Here is a 24,605-nt window from a genome sequence, read left to right as displayed (position 1 = left end):
ATAAGACTTGAATTTTATAATTATAAACAAATGTAACAAATAAATTATTGACCCTAGGGCAGGTGTCTTCCGAGAGTTGAACTTGACACAAAGAGGATGCGGGTAATTTATCACAAACACTCTCCCCATCTCCTTTGTCTTTAAAAGTTAAATCCCATACCTGACTTTCCCCTTCTGCCTTCTTTAACAACCTTGTAATATAAATTTTTATTGCAAACTAGTTATTTTGTAACTTTGGTTACAGAATTATTGCTATTATAGTTTTTGTAAGGATAGCGAAATATATATAAATAAAACCACAGGGAGGACTGTAGTATGTCTATTCAAGAAAAATCTCGCGCGTTAATGGTGCGTCAATATCATCAGGTTAAGAATCGTCAACAATCGATGATGATGCGTGCTGCACAAGAACTCGGTCTTCCTGAAGAAGCATCCCATTACTGGAATCCAATTCAAGGCAAGATAGAGCATACTACGCGGTTGATTTATGGAAGCAGCCATGCTGCTATGAGCTAGGTTGCGAGAGTTCTTAGCTATATTTTTTAAATGAGAGTTTCTACTCCGAAAAAAAGCCACCCTCTAGGGTGGCAAAATTTATGCTCTGAGATACAGCTATTAACTAAGCATCGTAATAGAGGTAAAACTCGTAGGGATGAGGACGTAGCTGTAAAGGCTTGACTTCGTTAGCTAGTTTATAGTCAATCCAATTTTCGATGAAGTCTTCAGTGAACACGCCTGATTCTGTTAAGAAAGCGTGATCGTTTTCTAGCGCTTCCAATGCCAATTCTAGAGAACCGGGAGTAGAAGGAACCTTCGCCAGTTCCTCTGGAGAGAGTTCATAGATATTTTTATCTAAGGGTTCACCAGGATGAATTTTATTTTTGATGCCATCGATACCAGCACAAAGCATGGCAGCAAATGCCAAGTAGGGGTTAGAAGTAGCATCTGGACAACGGAACTCTAATCGTTTGGCTTTTGGGTTATCGCCAGACAGAGGAATACGGATAGAAGCAGAACGGTTCCCTTGGGAGTAAGCCAAGTTCACTGGGGCTTCATAACCAGGCACTAGGCGTTTGTAGGAGTTGGTACTGGGATTGGTAATTCCCAATAACGCTGGTGCGTGTTTGAGAAGACCGCCAATATAATACAATGCTGTTTCACTCAAACCAGCATACTTATCACCTGCAAACAAAGGCTGGCCATCTTTCCAGATGGACTGGTGAGTGTGCATCCCGGAACCATTATCACCAAACAGCGGCTTGGGCATGAAGGTGACAGTTTTACCATGTTTCCAAGCTACGTTCTTGATAACGTATTTATAAATCAGCAACCAATCAGCGGCTTCGATTAATTTACCAAAGCGGAAACCTAATTCGCACTGACCGCCCGTGGCTACTTCGTGGTGGTGCTTTTCAATAGGTACACCTAATTTTGCCATCGTCAACAGCATCTCTGTACGGATATCTTGGAGAGAATCCGTTGGCGAAACTGGGAAGTAACCCTCTTTGAAGCGTGGTTTGTAACCCAGGTTCGGGCCTTCGTCTTTACCGGAGTTCCAACGACCTTCTATAGAGTCTACATGGTAGTAGCTTTCGTTGGCGGTTTGGTCAAAGCGGACATTATCAAAGATGAAGAATTCAGCTTCTGGTCCAAAGAAAGCTGTATCGCCGATGCCAGTAGAGACTAAATAGTCTACCGCTTTTTGAGCAATAACCCGTGGGCAACGGTTGTACCATTCACCTGTACGGGGTTCTTTGATGCTACAAACTATACTTAGTGTTGGCACTTCCATGAATGGATCGATCCAGGCAGTATTCGGATCGAGTACCATTGTCATGTCCGATTCGTTGATCGCCTTCCAACCCCGGATACTGGAACCATCGAATGGTACGCCATCAGTGAATGAACTCTCATCAATTTGGTTTTGGTACAGAGTTAGGTGCTGCCAAGTTCCTGGTATGTCGATGAATTTCAGATCGATCAGTTCAATCTTTTCATCTTGAATTCTCTTCAAGACTTCTTGTGGGGTTGTCATTGTTACTCCTTCTCTACCAATTTCCTAAAGTAAAACTAGAATCTTCCAAAGCATTCTAACCCTGCTGATCTGAACCCAGTTGATGACACACCTGCAATATCGTAAATACTGGGCATTAAAGAATTTTGTAGTATTTGTTACAGATTCTCTGGATTACAGGTTATATTAACCTTTCTCTGGTCATGTGTACAAAACAGTAAAGTTCGTCTCATAGGGGTCAACTTTGGCATAGAATCCTTAAGTAGCGGATGATTGTTTTTGTGCCGAATCTAATTTTAAATAGCACAAAAATTTGCTCTTGCGTAAGTGCAGCCAAATTAATATCAAACCATAGATAGCAACGATTGGGAGAAGAAGGAATGCGCGATGCAGTAACAAGCTTGATTAAGAATTATGACGTAGCAGGCCGGTATTTTGATCGGAATGCAATCGACAGCCTGAAATCATACTTTGAAAGTGGTACAGCACGTGTGCAAGCCGCAGCAGCGATAAATTCTAATGCAGCTGGACTTGTGAAGCAGGCTGGTTTGAAGTTATATGAAGAACTGCCGGAATTAATTCGCCCTGGTGGAAATTCCTATACGACTCGTCGTTATGCGGCTTGTCTGCGGGATATGGACTACTACCTACGCTATGCTACCTATGCTTTGGTTGCTGGCAATACGAATGTTTTGGATGAGCGAGTACTGCAAGGACTACGGGAAACTTACAATTCTTTAGGAGTACCTATTGGCCCAACAGTTCGCGGTGTCCAAATTCTCAAGGATCTGGTTAAGGAACAAGTGGCAGCTGCTGGTGTAGCTAATACTGCTTTTGTGGATGAACCTTTTGACCATATCACTCGTGAATTAAGCGAGAAGGATATTTAGAAAAAGGCAGAGGGTAGAGGGCAGAGGAGCCAGCGCTATGCGGGGGTTCCCACGCCACTTCCTTTAAGCCGGGGAACCCGTCCAACGGAGTGGCTCCCCGTTGAGGCGACTGGCGTTGGCAGAAGGGAAGAAAGCTTAAGGCATAAGTCTCTAGTGTATTTCTGACTGGATAGTTATTTTTGACCTGCTGCACCAGTAATTTGACAACAAGTATAAAATATAGCGATCGCACTTTGACTATCACAGCAAATAGCGATCGCTTTTTTACAAACTGTAACCGAGTTGATAGTTTAGATTTGTAACAACCCTTCTGGATTCACAGATAAAAGCGATCGCCTCTGCAAACCCTCACGATATAAAATCTCGTTAGCTGCTAACAAGCCACTACTAACAGCCCGTTCCATTAATCCACAAGGAAATGGCATTTTCACCCAATCTCCCGCAAATAATAAGTTAGAAACATCGGTGCTAGTTTCGGGACGTTCCGCATAACTATGAGGTGGATAACCAGAAAAGTTATTTTGATTGACTAATTCTCGGTGCAGTAGATTTGCTTGCTTTAACTCTGGAACAATTTCATAGAGTTCGCTTTCAAAAGTTGTTAACAAAGTTTGCTGAGTTGGAAATTCTCTTTCTTTGTAGCAGTAAGCATGTAACTCAACGACGCTACCACCTGTGCGTTGCGCCCAGTCAATGAATTGTTCTTGAATGCGGTGATAAAGGGTAATGCTGTCAGTTAATTGATAGCCAGATAAAGAAGTAAAATTACTCTGTTCCCACACAAAATCGCGGTCAAACCAGAAACGACAGACAGCAAACGGATCGGCGATACTTAATTTTTCAACCTGCGATCGCACTTTTTGGTCTACGTCACCAATCACCCGTTTAAATAGTTGTTGTACTCCTGGAACATCGGTAGCAAATATGTAATAATCTGCTTTGATAATTTCTGGTAATGATGGTTCATTATTTACCGCTACTAATTGCAATCGATCGTCTTGCCGTTGTACTATTTGCAACTTTGATAAATCCCGTTGGGCCGGCCCTTTTAAAACTTTACCATCCGCAGCAAAAACTGCTCCATGACAAGGGCAATGAAACTTACCATCTGCTGCTATTTGTACAGTACAGCCTTGGTGAGTACAGGTAAGTGAAATTGCTTCTTTACTATCAGATGGTACAGCAAATAATTCATCAGCTGACCCAAAATATTCTGTCTCTCCACTATTAACAACTGAATTCCGCTTTACCCAAAAAGAAACATTATTTTGATTGCTGCCAACATAATATTTCAATCCATTAATTCTAGCTTTTACAGCAGAAACCTCACTAACATTTGCACCAGTAATAACCTTGCCGCCATTGCTTTGGATTGTCCTGACAATAGGTTGCACTAAACTTGTGCCCATATCGTCTTTCGTACCATTAAAAGCTAGTCCTTCAGGATTGCCAAAAAAATAAAAATGGAAGAATTGCATGAGTTCTCCCACACTCATTACATCTGGTGCATTCAAGCTAGATTTAGCAAAAGGCAGAAAATACAAGTCGTATAAACCTTGAGGAAATTCTGTTTTTACCCAATCGGTAACTGAGATATTATCAAATCGCTGATAATTCTTTTGTCTTTGAAAACCAGTAATCGCTTGGAAGACTTGCAAATGTTTTAATTTACTGAGATTAATCCCCCATTTGAAGCGGTTGGGAGAAGCGATCGCTAAATCTATGATATTCCAGGGAAAAGCAGAATGACTAGGGCGAAATACTTCAGGTTTGTATTTGCGATCGCGGTAGATAACTGAATAAAAATTTAACGATTTAAAGTTATCATTTATCCCCAATTCTGCAACTATGCTGTTCAAGTTATAGTACTGCGGAAAAAAGCCATGAAAGCCATGTTCCATCATGAAGGTTTCGCCAGCAGCTTCTATTTGCCAGCTAGCAATTTTGCCACCTAGTTGAGGAGATTTTTCTAAAAGTGTAACTGCAAACCCCCGCTGACTCAATTCGTAAGCACAAGCTAAACCTGCTAAACCACCTCCAATCACTACAACACTTTTTTGTTGATTCAGTAGGCGTGGCAAATTAAGTGTATCTTTTTGAAATACTGTTGGTTTTGGCTTACTAAACCTAGAGTATCCTGTTACCCCTGCGATTGCACCAACACCAAACACTTTAAGTAGTGTGCGACGGGAGATAGTAGATGATTCCGGTAAATTAATTAGTTGACTCATTGGTTACAAAATTAACTGTTCGCGATGAATTACTGGCAGGAAATGATAACTGTTAGCTAGTAAATTGCTTGTAGTATTTTTTCATTCCCGTTTTAATCCTAAAGGATTTATTTTTGCAGAATGGGAAAAATTGTCAATGGCCAAATGTTACCAAGAAAAGATGACTGATGATATAAGATATAAAATTGGATACAATTCTCCAGATTGATGGCGGGATATTTGCTTTAAACTTAATATTTCACGCTTTATCTTTAGTTATTACCTGCTCTCTATTTTCAAGATAGATATATTAAATTTCTACTTTCGTAGTAGACGTTTTCATTTCAAGATAAATACATCTGCCAAATATGAGTTAATAAATTAGAAAATTATTTGACAATCCAATATATTATTTAATAATTAACTGCGAATAGAGACTTCTTTCGGCAACAAAGCAAGAGTGGAGAGTAGGGGGAGATGAGGGAGACTAATAACAACTGACCCTACCCTGCGGGTTCTGCTTTAGCAGTACGGGTGACGCTCCTAACATCGCTACCGCTACGCTAACGTCAGTTGTTCATAGGGGAAACCCCCATCGCTTTTAGCGTCTCCCCTTGGGAGAAGACCACACTGACTCACAACTGCCAAAGTCAGCGAACGACAAACTACAAAATATTTGTACAATTGAGCATTGCTGCGATCGCGGTTGGGGCTGGTTATGTTTGCACTGATACTTGTGTAAACTTGATAACACTAGCAGGTTTTCAATATGCGTGTTCAAATAGCTCTAGTTTTGACAATGGCGGTGTTGGTGTGTGGGGAAAATCAAGAAGCGCGTGCAGACTTCCAAGCTTCTACTCAAGATGAGGCTAGTGGTGTAGGATCGTGGGGGTATGCCAAATATGGTGATTACATCAGACCAACTGCGGTAGAAATACCCACAGTCGAAAATACCCAGACTGTTGATTTCTCCCAACGAATTATTAAAGATATCCAAATTCTTTTTATTAACGATAAAGGCAAGTCAGTTGATGACAAAGGTCAACCAATTGAGGCACGTACCCAAAAAAAGTTTATTATTGGTCTGCTAAAACTTCAATCGGGTCAGGTATTCCGTGAAGATGCACTTCAGAAAGACTTGCAACGACTGAGGAGATTAGAGTCATTTGATGAAGTCAAAGGTTTCTTTGAAGAAGATGCCTCCGGTGTTAATATCATCTATGAAATTAAAGAGCGTCGCTTCCCCTCCCTGAGCTTCGGAGGTGGTACTAGTGAAGACATTGGACTTTACGCTAAGGTGGGTTATGAAGATGCAAATATCAGCGGTCTTAACGACCGACTAAGTATAAATCTTCAGTTAGGCGGTAAAGGTATTGAATATAACACTCAGTTTACTAGCCCATATCGTCCTGGAGAACCAGACCGCTTAGGTTATAGCATCAAAGCTTTTCGCACGCGTGATTTATCCCAAACCTTCAACGAAGATATCAAACTAGCTAACGGCGATCGAGTGCGAGAGGGAAGATTTGGTGGTTCTGTGGCAGTTTTAGGCGCTTTAGATGATTGGGATACAGCTTTAGGTCTGAACTACACTAGGATTAGTCTGCGCGATCGCGATTACAATGTTGCACGAGTCGATAGATTAGGCAATCCCCTTTCTGTTAGCGGTACTGGCATTGATGACTTATTTACAGTATCCTTTGCTATATCTAAAGATGAGCGCGATCGTCGTCAAAATCCAACTCAAGGCTCAATCATAACCCTGAGTACTGAACAGACAATTCCCATCGGACTGGGCAATATTTTCAGCAATAGAGTACAGGGAAATTATATCCAGTATGTACCAGTCAGTTTGATAGGTAAAGAACAGTCTTCTGATAACCCAGAAATGTTAGCTATAAATTTGCAACTTGGCACAACTATTGGAGAGTTTCCACCGGCTGATGCCTTTGAAATCGGAGGATTAAATTCTGTCAGAGGTTACGGTTCTGGGAAAGTTGCCAGTGGTCGTAATTATGGTTTAGCTTCTGTAGAATATCGTTTTCCAATTCGTCAGTGGTTAGGAGGAGTTATCTTCACTGACTTCGCCTCAGATTTCGGGTCTGGAAAAACAGTACTAGGAGAACCGGGTGAACTGCGAGGCAAACCAGGGAGTGGCTTTGGCTACGGCGTAGGAGTGCGAGCAAAATCACCCTTGGGGCTAATTCGGGGTGACTTGGGAATTAGCGATCGAGGAGAAGTTAGATTTGAAGTTACCACTGGTCAGCGATTTTGATAAATAGGAGGCAGCAGGACGCGGGGACAAGGAGAATAAATACCGATCGCTGACTAATAACTATTAAAGATGAAATATTGGCGTGAAACTATAGCTGTAACTCAGCGCATTTTAATTGAACTGTTGCGTCGCAGGCGCAGCCTGATTTTTTGGTGTATTTTCCCAATCTCAGTGTTAATCCTCAGCGGATTTATTTTGGCAGAACGAGCAAAATTATCAACGTCTGTTGCTTTTGAATATGCAGCACCTTCAACATTAGTAGGTGCTGCATTATTTTTTAGCTGCTTGGGCGGTAGTGTGGCAACTGTAGTTGCAGAAAGAGAACAGCAAACCCTCAAACGCCTTTTTATTTCTCCCTTAAGTGGCACATCATATTTTTTAGGAATTTTTCTTGCTCATAGCTGCATTGGTATGGGACAGACACTGTTGGTTTATACCATTGCTGCATTTTGGGGAGCTAGTTTTCAAGGTTCTATCTTGTTAGGATTTACAATTATTTTAATGAGTATCGTTGCCTATGTAGGCTTAGGCTTTATTTTAGGTACACAATTGGCTCGTCGTATCGAAGATGTTAACGCGCTGGTAGCAGCTTTTGGAGTTCCCTTATTAATTCTAGGTGGGGCATTTTTACCTAGTTCATTATTTCCCCAAACACTACTTAATATTGCCAAATTTAACCCAATTTATCACATGAATATCGCTTTGGTAGGAGTTTCAGCCAAGGGAGAAAACATTAGTAATATCGAATCGCACTTTTGGTTTTTATTAGTTTTTGCTTTAGTAATGGTTGTAGGTGGCTGGTTATCTTATCGACGGATGTTGATAGTTGAAAGAAGACTATGATAAAAATAAAAAACTAAACGCAACTATTACTATTTCTTCCTTATTCCACCTACTTAAATGCCCGACGAGTTAATTTTACATAAGTTTTTACAGTGGAGTAAGGCATCTCTAAATCTTGGGCTATTGTCTGCAATGATTCTTCCATCTCCCGACTTGCCAAAATTAATGAATGGTTTTCTAGCTTCTGCAATTCGTTTCTCTGTTGCTAGTTAATCTTCTCTCTATTTTTCTGTCCCGAAGGTAACAAAAGAGTGATTAATTATCGCAACAATAGTAGATAAAGGTACTTCGGCAAAGTACTTTTGCTGAAATTGTTCTTCGCTGACGGCAGCTAAAAACTGTGCAACAGCTGTATCGGCCTTAATTTCGGAGACGCTGCTGGGATTCCAAGTGATTTGCAAAGAACTGTCTTGTCTTTTGACTGTGAATCCCCAATATTTTAAAGCTTTAATTCCTAAAAATAAGCTTTGCTCGCGTATGTGGAGTTTTTGTAAAAGTTGTAGGCGGGTAACTGGTTGATTTGTACGACTGAGAAATTTGGCAATGCCAACCAAAGTTTGCCAAATTTCTTTTGGTGGTTGATGATTGGGTTTAGACCAGGCGATCGCTAATTGTTGCTGATTGTAAAGCGATCGTCTTAACCATCCACGTAAATCATCCCAGCTAGTGGGACAATCTTCCAGAATGAGTGCTGATTGCTTTGTCAGTTCTGAGTGTTTTTCACAAGGAAAGTCTCGCCAGTCAAGGATGAGTGCTGAGTGGTGAGTTGTCAGTTCTGAGTTAGCGCTGGGACGGACGGCAATTAATCTGATTTCATAGCGTTTTTTGAAGGTGTTATAGTCGAGTTCTACTATGCAATCACATTTTCCTATGGGCAATTCATCTTTATAATGTCCCCACCAAATACCGGGAAAGGGACTTTTGGTGGAATCATCCCGAATATCAAACTCGGTTTTAATATACTGCACTTTTTTCCCCTGCCAATCTTGCTGATTGCGATGCCAAGAATTTTCAAACCAGCAGTTTTGAATTAGGAGTTTCGGGACGGGATTTCCCATACCACAAGGTTCTAAAAGTTTCAATTCCAAAAATAATTCTTTGCCTAAGTCTGCTACTGTCACCGTCAAGTCTGCTTTTACGGTTGGCATCAAATTTGTACTGCCTAAAGATTGCCGTAACTGTTGATTAATCGCTTGTGTAAATAAAGGAATATTCTCCACTGGCAAACTCAAACCTGCCGCAAAGGGATGTCCGCCAAAGCGATGCAACAGATGTGCTTGGTCTTTCACCAATTGGTATAAATCGACAGAATTGATTGAACGGGCGGAACCACGGGCGAGGGATTGGGGATTAGGGATTAGGGATTGGGAAGAGTCTTGCCCAGTCCCCAGTCCCCAGTCCTCAGTCCCTACTCCCTCGGTACTCAACAGGATGGTAGGGCGACCTGTTTCTTGTGCTACTTGTCCGGCGACTAAGCCTAACACGCCTGCGGGCCATTGGGGGTCTACTAAAACAATGACGCTGGTAGTTGATAAGTCTAATTGGGTTAGTTTTTGGGCTACTTGCGCTTGCACATCTTTTTGTAAAGATTTGCGGCGGGTATTGGCGAGTTCTGTAACTTCAGCTAATTCATTGCAACGTTTGGCATCCCGACTGGTCAACAGTTCTACACAAAAGCTAGCATCGCCTTGGATGCGGCTGACGGCGTTAATTCGCGGCCCCAAACCGAAGGAAATATCTGTAGGGCGATCGCCGCTTTTCTGACACAATTCCAATAATCGCCCAACCCCTGGTCGTCGTCGTGCTGTTGCTGGCTGTTTAAAATCTTCTTGTAGTCGTTGAATTCCCAACTGCGCTAAATAGCGGCAATCTCCACTTAGCTGTACTAAGTCGGCAATTAACCCGACTGCTACTAAATCTAATAAATTTTCTAAAGGGTCTTGGGGAACATCAGGCAAAGTTTGATAAAGGGCTTCCACTAACTTGTAAGCCACGGCCACCCCAGAAAGATGAAACAGCTGATGTTCCTTTGGTAGATAGCGAGGATTAATAATCGCTGTAACTGGCGGGCGTTCTTCAGGTAAGGTGTGGTGGTCTGTAACTATTACATCTATACCTAGCTGTTTGGCATAGATAATTTCATTAATATTGGTGCTACCTGTGTCGCAAGTGACTATTAACTTACAATCTTGTTTTGCTAAATTGTCAATCCCTGAATTATTAAGACCGTGGGATTGTGTGAGGCGATTAGGAATGTAATAAACTAAGAGCGTATTTTGTCCGAAAAACTGCCCCAAGCCATCCCACAATACAGCAGTAGATGTGATGCCATCAGCGTCAAAGTCTCCCCAAATAGCAATTTTTTCACCAGCATTACGTGCTGTTTGCAACCGTTCCACTGCCTGAAACATTTCTTGCCCAAACTCAAAGGGACTCGTCGGTTGATAAGCTTTATAGTTGATAAAAGCCGCTAATTCTGATTTATCTTTAATTCCTCGTTGCCACAACAATTGTGCTGCATACAATCCACTTGATGCAGGTGTATACTGTTTGACGGCTTGGATAAACCAAGTAGGCGGTTGTTCAGTTGCTGTTAGAATCCACTGTTGTTCTGGCATATTAAGTTAGAAGTTAAGAATTGGAGGTTAGGAGTTAAGAGTTTTAATTCCTAACTCCTAACTCCTAACTTTTAAGTATTAAATCGGGGATTGGTCTTCAGTTGTCTGAGAGTCTATCACCAGGGGATTGAGGATTACTTTATTTGCTACACTATCAGGTTTGCGGGCGCGAATTGCAGGACGCGATCGCCTATAACCTGCTCTTTCAGCTTTTTGGTGTTCGTAATCAATTAGTCTGCCATAATATTCGTGCTTACTTAAATTCATCGACAAGAAAATATGCTGGCGGATATTACCAAAACCTTTACGATTAAAAAACTTCACCGCTGGGATATTAGTGGGGTCAGTATCTACCAACATAAACCGCGCCCCATCTTCAATCATGCGGGCTACGACTTTATCAACTAGCTTATCTGCTACACCCTGGCGCTGAAACCTGGGACTCACTCCTAGCCACAAAATATATCCATAAGTCCAAGATGCTTTAGTGATAATCGTGCCTAAAATGAATCCTGCTAAGTCTCCATTTGTTTCGGCAACCAAACAATATTCTGGGTCTGTGTTGTAAAGTCCAATTACTTCCCATTCATCCCAGGTACGGTATAAATAAGGGTATAAATCGCTGGTAAATAAATCTTCTCCTAAGTGGTAAACAGGAGCAATGTCATCTATTCCTAATTCGCGGACGTAAATCGCGTCGCTTTCATCAAAGGTTTTCATAACTATGGAAGTTGTGATTCTTGTATATAGATGTTTCTTGAATTCTAGCGATACCGATATAGCAATTTTCAACTGGGTAGAATAGAGACCATCGTAAGGTAGCACAGCTGTGCTACCCCAACCGTGTATTTAATTCAGATGCAATCCACTATACAAGCTCAGTTTATAAAAATTTATTTTATCTATTAATTTTTTATGTATGACTGACTTTAGAAAGTGCAAAACTAAAAAATGAATAGTATTAATTTAAAGTAAAGCTTCACTCTTCTGTCTATTCTTCTTTATCAGTTTTTTGCTCGGAAGATTGCCTCAATCTTTCCATCTGTGATATACACCAACACAAGTTGGTACTTGCCTGTTTTGCGTGTTCTTTCAGGCTATGGTCATCGTGTTGTTCTAAATATTCAATTTTTTTAATCAGCATATTGAACGCTACATTACTTCTAGTACGCCAAAAGGGAAGATCGAAAAATAAACTGTTAACTTTTTCTTGTTGCACTAGTTTACTAAAAAAATTTTCTGAGGTTACTACAGCAATAAACTTACACAAATTGATATGAGTTTCTAGTGCGGATTCTTCATTGAAAAAATTTAAAATTCCAGGTAGTTGTGTTAATTCTACTGTAAAAAATCTCCAAAAGTTGCTATCCCAAAAACCAGATAAAACGCCTAAACTGCTATCTGAATAAGACTTTTGTACTGCTATATCTGCGAGTTTACCAAGAGCATCGGCTGCATCATAGTGTTTTATTTCTAATAAAATTAAAGATACAAAGTAATCCCATCTAGCAGGTTTTTGCTCTCCTGTTAGTATCCTTACTCCTACTTTTAATAACCTCTCTACACAGCTACTATTCTTATGTCCATATAAGAAAACTAGGGAGTGAACAACTTCCAAATTACTCAGTGCTGCTAATGCCTGTGTCATTACAATTTGTTTATTGAGAGTATTAAGAATACTATCTATTTTGGCAATTGTTGTTTCGGAATTTTCTATTATTTCAGATAAGGATAAAAGCTCATTGATCACTTCTTTTTGAATTACTAATCCAGGATTTTCAGCAGCAGCTAAACAATTTCCTGCTAAGATCACAGCTTTTGGATTCTTGGTTTGAATCAGTGTTTTTAAAATACTTTCTACTGAATCTTTTGAAGCAACTCCAGCATAAAGAGCTATAACCTCTGACCATTGAGGATTTGACCACTTAGAAAAGAGAAAAAAGCGATCGTAGTTTTTACCTTCCTCTTTATAGTCTCCTTCCTTAATGGAAAGTGCAGCTAGATATTCTTGAAATGTTAAGTGAGAAAAGCCATAAATATTTGGTCTGCGTTCTACTAACAATCCGCTTCTATCCCGAATATTTGCTAGTATTTGCTTCACATCTGCTTTTTCGCCAACTTCATCAAGGGAATTTATAAAAGATTGCTCAATCTTGCTTTCTTCAATCTCAGCTACACCTTCAACTTGCATTTCAATAGCTAACCGACGTAGCAGTAACATCTTGCGAGGAAGTGGCAATCCTAAGATAGCTTCTGGAAGACCTCGTTTTTGATCCCAATGAAATAGTAAGCCTTCAACGCACCTTTGGTACAAAACTACTCGACGATTAGGTAATTTGCCACCTTCATACTTTTGCACCAAGCAAAGTGTGGACAGCATTAGAGGGTTTGCAGCAATTCGTCGGACATAAGGGTTACTTTGAGCGCTTTCAACAAGTGCGTCAGCACTTTCAGTACTTGCTTGCTCAATTTCTTCTGGAGATTTACTTTCAGATAGTTCAATAGCTGTTGTCCAACGTTGAACATATTTACGAATTTGGTCTGAGGTGAAGTTACAGAGTGTGACTTCGGTGAAACCTAGCTTTTGAAATTCTTCTGATTGATAGCCAGCAGGTCTTGAAGAAATGACATATCTCGAATTCGGATACATTTCTACAAAAGCTGTTATCCATGCCATTACTGCTTGACGCTTTTCTGGTATGACTTCATCAAGTCCATCAATTAAAAGCAGAACTCTACCTGCTTCTAACTGACGTTCCAAAAAACCAGGACACTTATCAGATAATACTTGATTACCTTCAGCAGCTTGTAGCAACTTATCTGCTCCTGGTAAGTTGTTGAAATCTAACTCTCGTATTTTCACAAGAACAGGTACTACACCCTTGGTTTCACAAAATAAAATGTCACGATTCGCAGCAACCAAAAGAAGATGTTGTAATAGAGTCGTTTTTCCACTCCCTGGCAAACCTACAATTGCACATTTTTTGTGTTCTGGGATAAATGTTTCTGCTGGTACTCTCTTATCTTTACTTTCTTCAGGGGATATGAAATTCTGTCTTTCGTCTTCAAGCGAAATCAAACACTCAATTTGTTGAGCTTTAGTTTCTTGTCCTTGGAATAATTTACTTATACTAATAACATCAGGCTCTACAAAAACTGTCGTTAAATCTAGAGAAACACTAGAAGATGCTCGTAAGGTAGAAGCATCTATCCTTGCAAGTTTTCGTAATAGGTATGACCTGTAATATTGATTCTCAAATGTTTCGTCATAGCCTTCTCCACCACTTCCAATTTTATCAATAATTTCGTTCAATTTTTCTAAAATCTTGTCGATTCCGTCAAAGTTTCGTTTCCAACCTTCTTTTTCCCAATCAGCAAAACTCAATGCAACTTCACAGAGTCTTTCTGCCGATACCTGAAGAGCGTTTTCAAACGGAAACTCTAACCCTTCTTCTTTTATGGATTGAGGAACAGGATATTTTTCTAAAATTTGGTTAACTAGTTTTTCTGGTTTCAGCGATGCCGATGCAAGCAGTTCAGCATTTATTTGGGATACATTAATTGCTTGTTGGACTTCGTAAAGAACTAATTCTACTCGAATTTTAGTTAACTTTTCACTTTGAAAGTAATTATCTAGCAGTTGTCCTGCAACATCAGCACATTCGCCTATCTTACGTTCCACATTTCTCTGGTTGAGATAATTACCAATCTTATCTTTTACTGGTGCTAGAATTACTCCCCCTAGCAGCTTCTCGAAGAATCCAATAGAACTATCTAGCATACTTAGTATAAATAATATATTTGTTTGTAAATTTTTACAAATATATATTGGCTGTATTTATTATTTAATGGCAACTTTTCAGTTACACATATAAATTAACTGTATTATTTTAATATACAATATATTTGCAAGCTATGTGTATATATGTAATTTCACTTGCAAGACATAGCATTTATTACAAAATACAATTTCTACCTGAGTTGTTACTTACTATAATCGATATTCATCGAATATCAAAGTGATACCTCTTGAATATTGTCAATATTTGGCAACGAATTATTCGCAATTTCTTCAGTAGCTTGTGTGCGATCGCATCGTGGGGCGAATTGACAATAATCACAGACTTTGCTGCCATCTCTCACCTGGGGAAATGGCTGGTTTTTTTGATAGCCTTCTAGCCAAATAGTTAACTGATTTAGAAGTTTCTGAAGTTTTTTATCTATTTGCTGGTGCTGGGCAGTATTGTAATTAAATTTAATATTTTCTGGTTTGCCTTGAGACTGGACAAACCAATAAGTCATAGAAATATTTTCTGGCAAGTATTCACTAGTTTCAGCCAACAAAAACATATAAAGACGCGTTTGCCAGTTCTGTTCTAACTTGCGTTTGCTTGGGGGTTTAGGATAAGTTTTCCAGTCAATAATTTGCGCTTGCTGTTTATCTGCAATCAATAAATCATAGACAACCACGAGCAAATAGTCTTGAACTTGCAGGGTTCGGTAGTGTTCGCTTTCACGGAAAGTTTGATTATCCGCAGGTGTTAAAATTTCTGGGGCTGCATTGGCAAAACCTGCCATCCAGCTTTGTAGTTGAGCATCTGCTTCTAAAAAACTATCAATTGGCAAACCCATTTCTCGCTGCTGCATCAGCAAGTGAAAGCGACTACCCAAAGTTTGCCGTTCCTCATGTTCCGGATTTAACGGAGAACTGAGTTGCTCTAAGTAGGTGTGTTGGAATTTACGCGGACAAGCTTCAAGTAAGTTCAGCTGTCCTTGAGACAATCGTAATAGTTGAGTTTGATTTGAGAGCATTCTTCTATTTTAGAAGCGATCGCTCATCGGGAGAGGATGGGGGGACGCAGGGACGCAGAGAATGACTTCTGCTTTTTACTAACCGAATTAATGACTTTGGCAAGAGGTTTAATAGAGACAGTAGAGATTAGTACAGTAATTTAACTCGAAAAACTTTTTTGTTTGCTTTTTAATTTTTAAAATGCCTGAGTTCGTCAGATTGATAGGAGTAAATTCATGACCTTCCGCGACGAGTTTAAACTGCTGCTACGTGCCCGGTATCCTTTGATTTATATTCCTACCTATGAAGAAGAACGCTTAGAAGCAGCTATCCGGGAAGAAGCGGCAAATCAAGGTAATCGTCCAGTCTATACTTGGGATTTTGTCGATGGCTATCAAGGTAATCCCAATGATGCAGGATTTGGGCGACGTAATCCCCTGCAAGCTTTGGAATTCTTAGAAAAATTACCAGCCTCAGCGCCAGCAGTTTTGATTCTACGCGACTATCATCGCTTTTTAGAAGATGTGGCGATCGCTCGCAAACTCCGCAATCTCGCCCGACTCCTCAAGTCACAACCGAAAAATATTGTGTTGCTGTCGCCACGCATTGCCATTCCTGACGACTTAACTGAAGTTTTAACGGTTGTCGAGTTTCCCTTACCCGCCGCCCCAGAAATTAAAACGGAGGTGGAACGTTTACTACAAAGCACTGGTAACTCTCTTTCTGGCAAAGTTTTAGATGACTTGGTACGCTCTTGTCAAGGGCTTTCTATGGAGCGGATTCGTCGAGTTTTGGCTAGGGCGATCGCCAGTCACGGCGAAATCCAACCAGAAGATGTAGATTTAGTGCTAGAAGAAAAACGCCAAACAATCCGCCAAACTCAAATTCTCGATTTTTACCCTGCTACCGAGCAAATTTCTGACATTGGGGGATTAGATAACCTTAAAGACTGGCTGATCCGCCGGGGAGGCTCATTTACTGAGCGGGCGCGTCAGTATGGATTACCGCATCCCCGTGGCTTAATGTTGGTGGGTATTCAAGGGACTGGTAAATCATTAACAGCCAAAGCGATCGCCCATCACTGGCATTTACCCCTGCTAAGATTGGATGTAGGGCGGTTATTTGGTGGATTAGTGGGTGAATCTGAATCCCGCACTCGCCAAATGATCCAAGTAGCTGAAGCTCTTGCCCCCTGTGTTCTGTGGATAGACGAAATAGATAAAGCTTTTTCCGGACTTGGTAGCAAAGGTGACGCAGGCACTACTAGTCGCGTATTTGGTACATTTATTACTTGGTTAGCCGAAAAAACCTCACCCGTGTTTGTTGTTGCCACTGCTAATGACATCCAAGCGCTACCACCGGAAATGCTCCGCAAGGGACGCTTTGATGAAATTTTCTTTGTGGGTTTGCCGACTCAAGAAGAGAGAAAAGCAATTTTCAACGTTCATTTATCCCGATTGCGCCCTCATAACTTGAAGATTTATGACATCGACAGGCTAGCATACGAAACCCCCGATTTTTCTGGCGCAGAGATTGAGCAAACTTTAATTGAAGCGATGCATATTGGATTTAGCCAAAACCGAGATTTTACCACCGACGACATTTTAGAAGCTGCCAGTCAAATCATACCCCTAGCAAGAACTGCTGTAGAGCAAATTCAGCAACTACAAGAATGGGCTGCGGCTGGGAGAGCGCGTTTAGCCTCAAAACACAGTCCTTTAAGCGATCGCATTCAGCGGCAGTTGCAATAAATATAATTAGCAGGATAAGAGAGTAGAGAAAGCTAGGGGAGAAAAATTACAACTGACCTCTGACTCTTAACTTCTGTACAGACGCGATTAATCGCGTCTCTATTACTAACAACTAACCATTGACGATTCACAATTGACGATTGACTATTAACTATTGACTATTGGCGATCGGGTCTTAACTATGCTTTCAGGTTTACTAAAATTTATACTAGGCTTTTTCTTGGCGCTGGCTGTTTTAATCGGTAGCGGCGTTGCAGTTGCACTCTATTTCATGAATAGAACTGCTATTCCTCCTGCAAAACCAATTTTTGCTAACGATAGCCCCTCTTTGCAAACTAAATCACCCAAAGCGACTGATACAGAAAGTTCGCCTACTTCATCCAAAGAGCCTACACCTTCTCCTAGTGCAACTCCCTCTGCCTCCCCTACAGAATCTCCTACGGAATTGCCACCAGGAGCTTATCGAGGACGTGTTACTTGGTCTCAAGGCTTGAGTTTGCGATCGGAACCCAACCAAGATGCTGAACGTATCGGCGGCGTTGGTTTTAATCAAAAGATTATCGTCTTGGAAGAAAGCCAAGATAAAGCCTGGCAAAAAATTCGTGTAGAAGGTAGCAAACAAGAAGGTTGGGTAAAAGTAGGTAATACTCAACGAGATGACGAATAATCAGCAACACGAGCAAAATCTAGACTCTGCATTTTGAATTTTTATTCTCACAGTAATAAATCGTAAAATTCTTATTGCATTAACTATTCCTTCAAGTAATACTCTTTCTACCGTCAAGGAGGCAGAGCAAAATTTACTGTCAGTTTGTAGCAACACACCTTACTACTGGTCTGTCGCAAAAGTTTTGAGCGGTTAAAGCTGACACAAAGACGCGGGGACGCGGAGAATTTTAAAGCCTGCAAAATTAATCAAACGATTTTTGCGATCGGGGACTATTCTAAAATCTGTTTTGCAAAGCAAACACTCAGCAAATTGCCTACATACCGCCCATAAAGTGCAATCCGTTGATAACCTGCTGCTTCATACAGCTGAATTGCCGCAGGTTGTCGGATACCTGTTTCCAAATACAATTAGCGATAACCAAATATTTGTGCGGTTCCTGATACATTCGAGCGATGAGGCAGTTTACTTCAAAGCCTTCAGGATCGTCTGGAGTAATGACTAGGTCATTCAGAGATTTAGACATATTAAGTCTGTATTTATACAAATTTTACTAAGTATAAATTTCATTTTAAATATTACCTAATATTTATTGGAAAATTTCTCCAATCAAAGTAAATATTTTTACTTAAAAATACTAAATAATTACTTAAAATTAAAACAAATATCACAATAGAAACACAGAGAAAGTGGTATATTCTTTTGTGGTTACAGCTTGAAGCAATCAAGTGAAATCACGAGGAGATAGCTACTTAACCAGAGCAGGAAGAGTGGTTTAACTACCTCAAAACTTAAATAAAGGTTTTCAGCGATTCGCTGACATAAAAAAGTTAGCAAAGTTCTGTGTCTGGTAAATAGTGCAACAACAAATTTCGATCGCCCAAACATTGCTGCAAAAATTATGGAAGCCATTATTCATCTTCACCTCGCCTCAGTTTACGAAGCATCTGAAAATATCGAAATTGTTCCCATTAGAGTGAATTTCAAATTTTGGCAGTGGAAAAAGCTTTCTAGCGCCGCTATGATGAGGCTTTTGCCTGTGGCACTAACGATTGGAATCTTAAGTATCGCTGGACAAGCTTTAGCACTTCAAAAAGAAGGAAGTAATGGTTCGGAAGTTGCAAAGACTCAGAGATGTTTAAAAAAGTTAGGTTACTTTAACGGCCCTGTCACAGGCAAATTTGCTACCTTAACTCGGAGTTCTGTAATTAGGTTCCAGCAAGCCAAAAGACTAACTGCTGATGGAATTGTAGGTAGTGGTACTCAACAAGCTTTACAACAAGCCTGCCAGAGTCGCATCCCTAGTAGGAATACGAGTGGCGGATTGCGACTTGGTAGCAGAGGTTCGGCAGTCTCGAAGCTACAACAAGATTTGGGGCGGTTACGATATTTTAACGGCCCGAACACAGGCTATTTTGGTTCAGAAACTCAGCAAGCAGTAATCCGATTCCAGCGAGCTGCTGGAATTAGCGCTGATGGTATTGTCAGTACCAGAACTCAACAAGTAATATCGAGTCGCCTTGGTGTAGGTGGTGAGTATCCAGTTCTCAAAGAAGGTAGCACCGGGCCAGCAGTAACAAAGCTACAACAGCGTTTAAAGCAGTTAGGCTACTTTAGTCCTAATCCCACTGGTAATTTTAAACGCATTACCAAAGACTCTGTGATTGCATTCCAGCGAAATGCTGGCATACCTGCAACTGGAATTGCCAATCAAAAAACTTGGGATGCACTATTAGGTAACTCTCCATTTCCCAACAGAAGTAGTCTCTCGACGCAGCAAGTGAAAGATTTACAACAATATCTGCGAGATTTGGGCTACTTTAAGACTAATCCTACTGGTACTGTTGGGCCTTTGACAAGGGATGCGATCGCTCGATTCCAGCGAAGTAATGGCATATATGCTGATGGCAGTGCCAATGTACAAGTCTTAGAGACAGTACGCAGAGTCTGGGGAAGTAGATATGCTACTCAACCAACCAGAGATTTTCTCACAGTAGGCGACAAGGGAGAGAATGTCAGAGCAGTCCAAGAGCGATTATCGCAATATGGCTTCTTTAATGGCAGCCCTGATGGTTATTTCGACGAATACACAAGAACAAGTGTAATCGCATTCCAACAATCTAACAGTCTCAATGCCACAGGCACAGTAAATGGTCAGACTTGGCAAACATTAGGCTTAAACACTTCAAGTGCCAGTAATACTACGGGTAACAATCGCTATGTAGTTGTAGTGCCTGTTAATAATAACGATACTCTCAACAGAGTACGTGTGTATGTACCTTTTGCTTTTCCAGAAAATTCTCGGTTAGGGAATTATGTCAATGCTGGAGAATTTGGCGATCGCATAGCCGCTGAAAGAGTCTCTAACATGTTACGCTCAAACGGTTTAGATGCACGGGTGCAATACTTTTAAGGGGAATCCCAAAAATAAATCTTTCTCCATCGTTCCCTAGGTTAAATGTGTTTAAGGCAAGTGGCGTGGAAACCTGCAAGATCCCGCTAACTCACTACAAACCTATCAAAAGTTTTGCGATAGACCGCTACTCTTTTTGAGTTATTTGCTGTCAACTACTGGGTAATCGATTACGGCGTGGACTAACACCATTTCCCAAAAATAATGATACAGATCCAAACCCAGAAACCCAGACTAAATGGGACTTTCTTAATTACGAATTACGAATTACGAATTACGAATTACGAATTACGAATTGGTATAACACGTTGGCGCGAGGTACGAGGTTGTGCTAATTTCCAGAGTGAATAATAGCTATCCTTGTAAACAATATTTATTTGAGACTTATACTTTGTTGCTATTTGCTTGTGCCATCTCTTTGCAGGATTTAAGATAAAAACATCAGTGAAGCTATTAGGAATGTTAGGAATACTTTGATTTTGCACCAACTGAAATCGCACTTTTGGCTGCACAAGATAGCTTAAAGAAAAGACGTTACCATAATTAATACCCACAGAATTACTAATCAAAAGTGGGCGTTCAGCCTGATTGATAATTTTAGCAACTTGTAGATTACCATAACTCACTCCCTTACTCCACCAAGTCTCTGCTTGGTAACTAACCCTACAAGAAACCAGTCCACAAATAATTACTAGCGCCACAATCATGTACCACATGCTGCGGCATGATAAGTTTTTATTATATGATTGTGTAGCTAACAGGTAAGTAACAGCTAGTTGAATACCTAAATAAGATGGCATTAAATATGGCTCAGGATTTGAGCGTATACCCCCAGAAATTAAATCAGGAAGTATTAATGGTAGTGCTGGTACTATAATCAATGCCACAATAAATAACCAAACTTTGTAATTAGTGGTTCGACAAAGAAAATAAATTGCATATCCCACCAAAGTTAAAAAAATTGGTGAGATTAAATATCCTACAGGCTTTTTTAAGCTCAAATCTAAATCAAAAAAAATCCGGCTGATTTGCATTAACCAAAATGGAATTAAAGGCATCTGAGATAGCTGCGTTGTTGTTCCATCTGCTGAAATCAGAAATTGAAAAAAGTCAGCCACCAAAATCGCCATCCAAGGCATGAAGGCTACAAACCCCATAACAGACGCTAAAAGATAAGCTCTGACAGTTTCAGTCAGTTGAAATCTTGCAGTTGTAATGACATAAATTCCATGAGCGACTGCAACAAATCCACTCCACAAACATGTATAAAGACTGACTGCCAAAGTTACTGTATAAATTCCCCAGGTGGTAAAACGGTCTGGTGATTGCTGTCTTTTTTCTAACTCATTTTTATCTTTTGATTCTAGGCGGATTGCTTGCAGTAGTGAAGCACTAGATATAATTATCGTGACTAACCAAAGAATATATTCTCGTGCTTCTTGAGCATATATGAGTTGAATAGGAGAGACTGCCATCAGTGCGATCGCAACACCAGGTAGCGATAACGGCACATCAAATAATTCTCGGCATAGCCAATAAATACAAGGAAAAACCAACAAGCTAATGAAAGCAGATAAACTCCTAATGACCGTTACTGAGTTACCAAAAATTTCTACCCAAAATCTAACTATTAGATAATAAAGCGGTGGGTGCTGGGGGTCTTCTTTCACCATAGACATAATTGTCTCGCTAACACCTGTGTCCAAATTAGGACTTTGGAACTTGGTAAAACTTTCTTGACTAATTACACTGCCATCAAATATTTGCTGCTTAACTTCATCTACTGTGTAACCAGAAATCCGTAATGACGTATAAGTTTCATCACCTGAGTAAACTTTGCCATCTAAGTTACAAAAGCGAAACAATATGCCCATTACCAATAAAACAACAATCAAAAACCGCAACCAACTCGGAATGAGTGTGAGATGCCGCATAATAATTCATAATTCGTAATTCAGACATAGCGAAAAGTGCGGTCTTGGGTAAAGCGCAAAAGTAGCAACTTTTCAAGACACAGAACAATGCTTGATACAGGCAGTTTTTGAGTTAGCTTGTTCAAGAAAATATACATCCTTTACTAATTTGACATACCCAGTTTTCTCAAAAAGTGGTTCAAAATCACCCAGTCGAATTAAGCATCTGGATGAGGTGCGATCGCGCCATTGACAGCCCTACTTTAGAAGTTGGCGAAAAATACTTTACTATTATTAAGCCTGAAAAATAATTTGTCACAGTCTGGTTAGATACTGCAAGCTAGTAAAATCCCAAAATTCTGAAATTGACCTATGCAATAGGGAATTAAAACTTCAGGCTGATTTAATCGCGAACTAACTTTCTAACGTCAGACCGATACCATATGTTGCGACAACAAGTTACGAATATTAATTGTACCGTTTGCTATAGTCATCTACGCACTTCACACATACCATACCGCACTCAGCTTTACTTGGAGGACGGCAATGTTTCTCAGAATGTGGCGCTTCACAACGATTATTCTCACTGCACTTCTGATGGGAATGACCTTTTGCCATGTGTTGGAGTTGTCAGCGAAAATGAATTACGATGGGTCGCTCTATGTGACAGTTCAAAATTCCCTGTATCAGCAATTCGGAGGGCCAGGTATTGGTGCATTCATGACATTGGGCGCAATCCTCACGACGGCTGTGTTATCGTTTCTTGTACGTAAGCGTCGCCAGGTCTTTTATCTGACTTTGACAGCAACAGTCTGTCTATTGCTAGCTTTTCCTGTTGTTTTCTACCTATTTACTGAGCCTGCAAATATTGTGTTTCGCAACTCTACACTCGAATCCCTGCCTACGGATTGGATGCGGCTGCGAGAGCAATGGGAGTACTCCCACGCGGCTAGTTTTGTTCTGCACCTGCTGGCGTTCAGCGCACTTGTCTTCTCTATACTCATTGAAATTCCCGTAAATCGTTCCCGGATTGATAGCTTAAAAGACTGTCCGCGCGATCGCATAGCTTAAAGTCGTGCTACTCTGAGAAACCAATGAGAAAAAATGCGTTACTTTACAAGATAAATAGGAGAATATCATCTCGTAAAGTCTTCAATATTAGATATAGTTAAAAAATCAATAGTTTTGAACTGGCGATCGATAGCTGGCAAGCTGCATATTTTGGCTCCGATACTCAAATAAGCCTGGATAATATTAGGTATTTCAACATCACATACATCCGGATATTCTTGGGGAATTTCTAGATAATACTCTGAATTGGGATAAATCAAAATACTGGAATGCATCAACTTATACTGCTGAAAATATTGATAAGCACAAGCAGCTTGCCTAGAACATTGGGTAAGTAATGAAGCACAACCAAAAAAATATTTGTTACTACTCCAAATGAGATAATTAGCTAGCCCCTCCCAGAGTAATAAAAGTGCCTGAATATTGCGATATTCTTTAGCTATACATGCACGTCCAACTTCTACAGACGCTTGCAATACAGAATCCGGAATTTGATCTAGATTAAACATATCAGCAGCATCAAAGCCTAACCCTTGAACAGCCATTGTGTAGGTTTGCATCCGATAAGTACCAATCGTTTTACCCGTATGTTTAGAAATGAGCATCAAATGATGGCAAACGGCATCAAACTTATCCCAATCCTTCTGAGTAAGGCTAGAAGTAGATAATCCCAAGCCTAGTTCCAGATTAAAAACTTCAAATCGCAAGCGAAAAATTGATTCTAATTCTTCTACTGTTGAGGCAAGCCGTAGGATATATTTGTCCGTTTGAAGTACGGGAAAATCTGTAAAGGGCGAAGGAAGACTAAGTGGGTAATTGATGTTGCGATAAGAAATTTCCATCTGTCTCCAACTTTAGATGTGCAAAAATATCCTACTAGGATTTACATGCTGCACAAATAGAACATATTGTGCATCAACGTATCAAAGCGTGATTTGTGCAGTTTCAGAGAACAGATTTACACAGAGATATGGGGAAAACTATATTCCATATCCTTGTAGTAGAGGTTTGAAGCTGAGAAATTTAGGAGGTATGGTGCTTTTATTATGGGGTTGAATTTTAAAAAAATCTGGCAATAAGATACAGAATTTTCCTAATGCATACATAAATTTTTCTGTCAATTCCAGTCAGCGAAGAAACTCACAACA

General features: G+C 40.2%; 18 protein-coding genes. 8 read left to right on the top strand and 10 right to left on the bottom strand.

The annotated features are described in order from the left end of the window. Nucleotides 1-315 precede the first annotated feature (315 nt). Entirely contained in the window at nucleotides 316-516 is a 201-nt protein-coding gene (locus RMY31_RS26560; protein WP_322659839.1) for a hypothetical protein, read from the top strand. Between the two features lie 103 nt (nucleotides 517-619). Here the strand turns inward: RMY31_RS26560 and glnA are convergent, their stop codons facing one another. Continuing rightward, on the bottom strand, nucleotides 620-2,035 hold the full coding sequence (gene glnA / locus RMY31_RS26555; RefSeq protein ID WP_322659841.1) for a type I glutamate--ammonia ligase: 1,416 nt from the start codon (nucleotides 2,033-2,035) through the stop codon (nucleotides 620-622). 359 nt (nucleotides 2,036-2,394) lie between these two features. Here glnA and apcB point away from each other — a divergent pair, with 359 nt between their 5' ends. Beyond that, on the top strand, nucleotides 2,395-2,904 hold the full coding sequence (gene apcB / locus RMY31_RS26550; protein WP_322659843.1) for an allophycocyanin subunit beta: 510 nt from the start codon (nucleotides 2,395-2,397) through the stop codon (nucleotides 2,902-2,904). A gap of 290 nt (nucleotides 2,905-3,194) precedes the next feature. On the opposite strand, the gene RMY31_RS26545 is transcribed toward apcB, so the two are convergent. Further along, nucleotides 3,195-5,135: an FAD-dependent oxidoreductase gene (locus tag RMY31_RS26545; protein WP_322659845.1), complete on the bottom strand. Its 1,941-nt coding sequence runs from the start codon at nucleotides 5,133-5,135 to the stop codon at nucleotides 3,195-3,197. A gap of 748 nt (nucleotides 5,136-5,883) precedes the next feature. On the opposite strand from RMY31_RS26545, the gene RMY31_RS26540 reads away from it, so the two are divergent. Together RMY31_RS26540 and RMY31_RS26535 are read left to right on the top strand one after the other, a co-directional pair. Then, complete coding sequence (locus RMY31_RS26540) at nucleotides 5,884-7,389, top strand: BamA/TamA family outer membrane protein (RefSeq protein WP_322659847.1); 1,506 nt, start codon at nucleotides 5,884-5,886, stop codon at nucleotides 7,387-7,389. Between the two features lie 69 nt (nucleotides 7,390-7,458). Continuing rightward, nucleotides 7,459-8,232: an ABC transporter permease gene (locus RMY31_RS26535; RefSeq protein WP_322659849.1), complete on the top strand. Its 774-nt coding sequence runs from the start codon at nucleotides 7,459-7,461 to the stop codon at nucleotides 8,230-8,232. Between the two features lie 49 nt (nucleotides 8,233-8,281). On the opposite strand, the gene RMY31_RS26530 is transcribed toward RMY31_RS26535, so the two are convergent. From RMY31_RS26530 to RMY31_RS26510, 5 genes are all read right to left on the bottom strand, one after another. Further along, entirely contained in the window at nucleotides 8,282-8,422 is a 141-nt protein-coding gene (locus tag RMY31_RS26530) for a hypothetical protein (RefSeq protein ID WP_409878518.1), read from the bottom strand. Nucleotides 8,423-8,453: 31 nt separating this feature from the next. After that, on the bottom strand, nucleotides 8,454-10,850 hold the full coding sequence (locus tag RMY31_RS26525) for a single-stranded-DNA-specific exonuclease RecJ (protein ID WP_322659851.1): 2,397 nt from the start codon (nucleotides 10,848-10,850) through the stop codon (nucleotides 8,454-8,456). A 78-nt stretch (nucleotides 10,851-10,928) separates the two neighbouring features. Beyond that, complete coding sequence (locus RMY31_RS26520; protein WP_322659853.1) at nucleotides 10,929-11,570, bottom strand: GNAT family N-acetyltransferase; 642 nt, start codon at nucleotides 11,568-11,570, stop codon at nucleotides 10,929-10,931. A 271-nt stretch (nucleotides 11,571-11,841) separates the two neighbouring features. Continuing rightward, nucleotides 11,842-14,631 (bottom strand): NACHT domain-containing protein, encoded by a 2,790-nt coding sequence (locus RMY31_RS26515; RefSeq protein ID WP_322659855.1) that lies wholly within the window; start codon nucleotides 14,629-14,631, stop codon nucleotides 11,842-11,844. 233 nt (nucleotides 14,632-14,864) lie between these two features. After that, nucleotides 14,865-15,662, bottom strand: coding sequence for a PD-(D/E)XK nuclease family protein (locus tag RMY31_RS26510; protein WP_322659857.1), 798 nt, complete (start codon nucleotides 15,660-15,662; stop codon nucleotides 14,865-14,867). 216 nt (nucleotides 15,663-15,878) lie between these two features. Here RMY31_RS26510 and RMY31_RS26505 point away from each other — a divergent pair, with 216 nt between their 5' ends. Together RMY31_RS26505 and RMY31_RS26500 are read left to right on the top strand one after the other, a co-directional pair. After that, nucleotides 15,879-17,393 (top strand): AAA family ATPase, encoded by a 1,515-nt coding sequence (locus tag RMY31_RS26505; RefSeq protein WP_322659859.1) that lies wholly within the window; start codon nucleotides 15,879-15,881, stop codon nucleotides 17,391-17,393. Nucleotides 17,394-17,574: 181 nt separating this feature from the next. After that, on the top strand, nucleotides 17,575-18,060 hold the full coding sequence (locus RMY31_RS26500) for an SH3 domain-containing protein (RefSeq protein ID WP_322659861.1): 486 nt from the start codon (nucleotides 17,575-17,577) through the stop codon (nucleotides 18,058-18,060). Nucleotides 18,061-18,332: 272 nt separating this feature from the next. On the opposite strand, the gene RMY31_RS26495 is transcribed toward RMY31_RS26500, so the two are convergent. Then, the gene (locus tag RMY31_RS26495; protein WP_409878515.1) at nucleotides 18,333-18,464 is read right to left on the bottom strand and encodes a hypothetical protein; all 132 of its coding nucleotides are present in this window, start codon (nucleotides 18,462-18,464) and stop codon (nucleotides 18,333-18,335) included. Between the two features lie 497 nt (nucleotides 18,465-18,961). Between RMY31_RS26495 and RMY31_RS26490 the strand changes: the two genes are divergently transcribed. Beyond that, complete coding sequence (locus tag RMY31_RS26490) at nucleotides 18,962-20,473, top strand: peptidoglycan-binding protein (RefSeq protein WP_322659864.1); 1,512 nt, start codon at nucleotides 18,962-18,964, stop codon at nucleotides 20,471-20,473. A 281-nt stretch (nucleotides 20,474-20,754) separates the two neighbouring features. Here the strand turns inward: RMY31_RS26490 and RMY31_RS26485 are convergent, their stop codons facing one another. Continuing rightward, nucleotides 20,755-22,407: a glycosyltransferase family 39 protein gene (locus RMY31_RS26485; protein ID WP_322659866.1), complete on the bottom strand. Its 1,653-nt coding sequence runs from the start codon at nucleotides 22,405-22,407 to the stop codon at nucleotides 20,755-20,757. Nucleotides 22,408-22,932: 525 nt separating this feature from the next. Between RMY31_RS26485 and RMY31_RS26480 the strand changes: the two genes are divergently transcribed. Then, complete coding sequence (locus RMY31_RS26480; RefSeq protein WP_322659868.1) at nucleotides 22,933-23,457, top strand: DUF1772 domain-containing protein; 525 nt, start codon at nucleotides 22,933-22,935, stop codon at nucleotides 23,455-23,457. A 65-nt stretch (nucleotides 23,458-23,522) separates the two neighbouring features. On the opposite strand, the gene RMY31_RS26475 is transcribed toward RMY31_RS26480, so the two are convergent. Then, a complete protein-coding gene (locus tag RMY31_RS26475) occupies nucleotides 23,523-24,299 on the bottom strand; it encodes a GNAT family N-acetyltransferase (RefSeq protein WP_322659870.1) in 777 nt (258 codons plus the stop codon). Nucleotides 24,300-24,605 lie beyond the last annotated feature (306 nt).

The sequence above is a fragment of the Dendronalium sp. ChiSLP03b genome, assembly GCF_034531165.2.
In the GTDB taxonomy this organism is placed as follows: domain Bacteria; phylum Cyanobacteriota; class Cyanobacteriia; order Cyanobacteriales; family Nostocaceae; genus Dendronalium; species Dendronalium minutum.
The sequence above is the reverse complement of the archived record's forward strand: the minus strand, read 5'-3'. Positions and strand labels throughout refer to the sequence as shown.

Excerpts from the sequence above, each read along its gene's own strand:
- RMY31_RS26560 (WP_322659839.1), top strand. The coding sequence starts at position 316 with ATGTCTATTCAAGAAAAATCTCGCGCGTTAATGGTGCGTCAATATCAT.
- RMY31_RS26480 (WP_322659868.1), top strand. The coding sequence starts at position 22,933 with ATGTTTCTCAGAATGTGGCGCTTCACAACGATTATTCTCACTGCACTT.
- RMY31_RS26540 (WP_322659847.1), top strand. The coding sequence starts at position 5,884 with ATGCGTGTTCAAATAGCTCTAGTTTTGACAATGGCGGTGTTGGTGTGT.
- RMY31_RS26525 (WP_322659851.1), bottom strand. The coding sequence starts at position 10,850 with ATGCCAGAACAACAGTGGATTCTAACAGCAACTGAACAACCGCCTACT.
- apcB (WP_322659843.1), top strand. The coding sequence starts at position 2,395 with ATGCGCGATGCAGTAACAAGCTTGATTAAGAATTATGACGTAGCAGGC.
- RMY31_RS26475 (WP_322659870.1), bottom strand. The coding sequence starts at position 24,299 with ATGGAAATTTCTTATCGCAACATCAATTACCCACTTAGTCTTCCTTCG.
- glnA (WP_322659841.1), bottom strand. The coding sequence starts at position 2,035 with ATGACAACCCCACAAGAAGTCTTGAAGAGAATTCAAGATGAAAAGATT.
- RMY31_RS26510 (WP_322659857.1), bottom strand. The coding sequence starts at position 15,662 with ATGCTCTCAAATCAAACTCAACTATTACGATTGTCTCAAGGACAGCTG.
- RMY31_RS26500 (WP_322659861.1), top strand. The coding sequence starts at position 17,575 with ATGCTTTCAGGTTTACTAAAATTTATACTAGGCTTTTTCTTGGCGCTG.
- RMY31_RS26490 (WP_322659864.1), top strand. The coding sequence starts at position 18,962 with ATGGAAGCCATTATTCATCTTCACCTCGCCTCAGTTTACGAAGCATCT.
- RMY31_RS26505 (WP_322659859.1), top strand. The coding sequence starts at position 15,879 with ATGACCTTCCGCGACGAGTTTAAACTGCTGCTACGTGCCCGGTATCCT.
- RMY31_RS26520 (WP_322659853.1), bottom strand. The coding sequence starts at position 11,570 with ATGAAAACCTTTGATGAAAGCGACGCGATTTACGTCCGCGAATTAGGA.
- RMY31_RS26545 (WP_322659845.1), bottom strand. The coding sequence starts at position 5,135 with ATGAGTCAACTAATTAATTTACCGGAATCATCTACTATCTCCCGTCGC.
- RMY31_RS26515 (WP_322659855.1), bottom strand. The coding sequence starts at position 14,631 with ATGCTAGATAGTTCTATTGGATTCTTCGAGAAGCTGCTAGGGGGAGTA.
- RMY31_RS26485 (WP_322659866.1), bottom strand. The coding sequence starts at position 22,407 with ATGCGGCATCTCACACTCATTCCGAGTTGGTTGCGGTTTTTGATTGTT.
- RMY31_RS26535 (WP_322659849.1), top strand. The coding sequence starts at position 7,459 with ATGAAATATTGGCGTGAAACTATAGCTGTAACTCAGCGCATTTTAATT.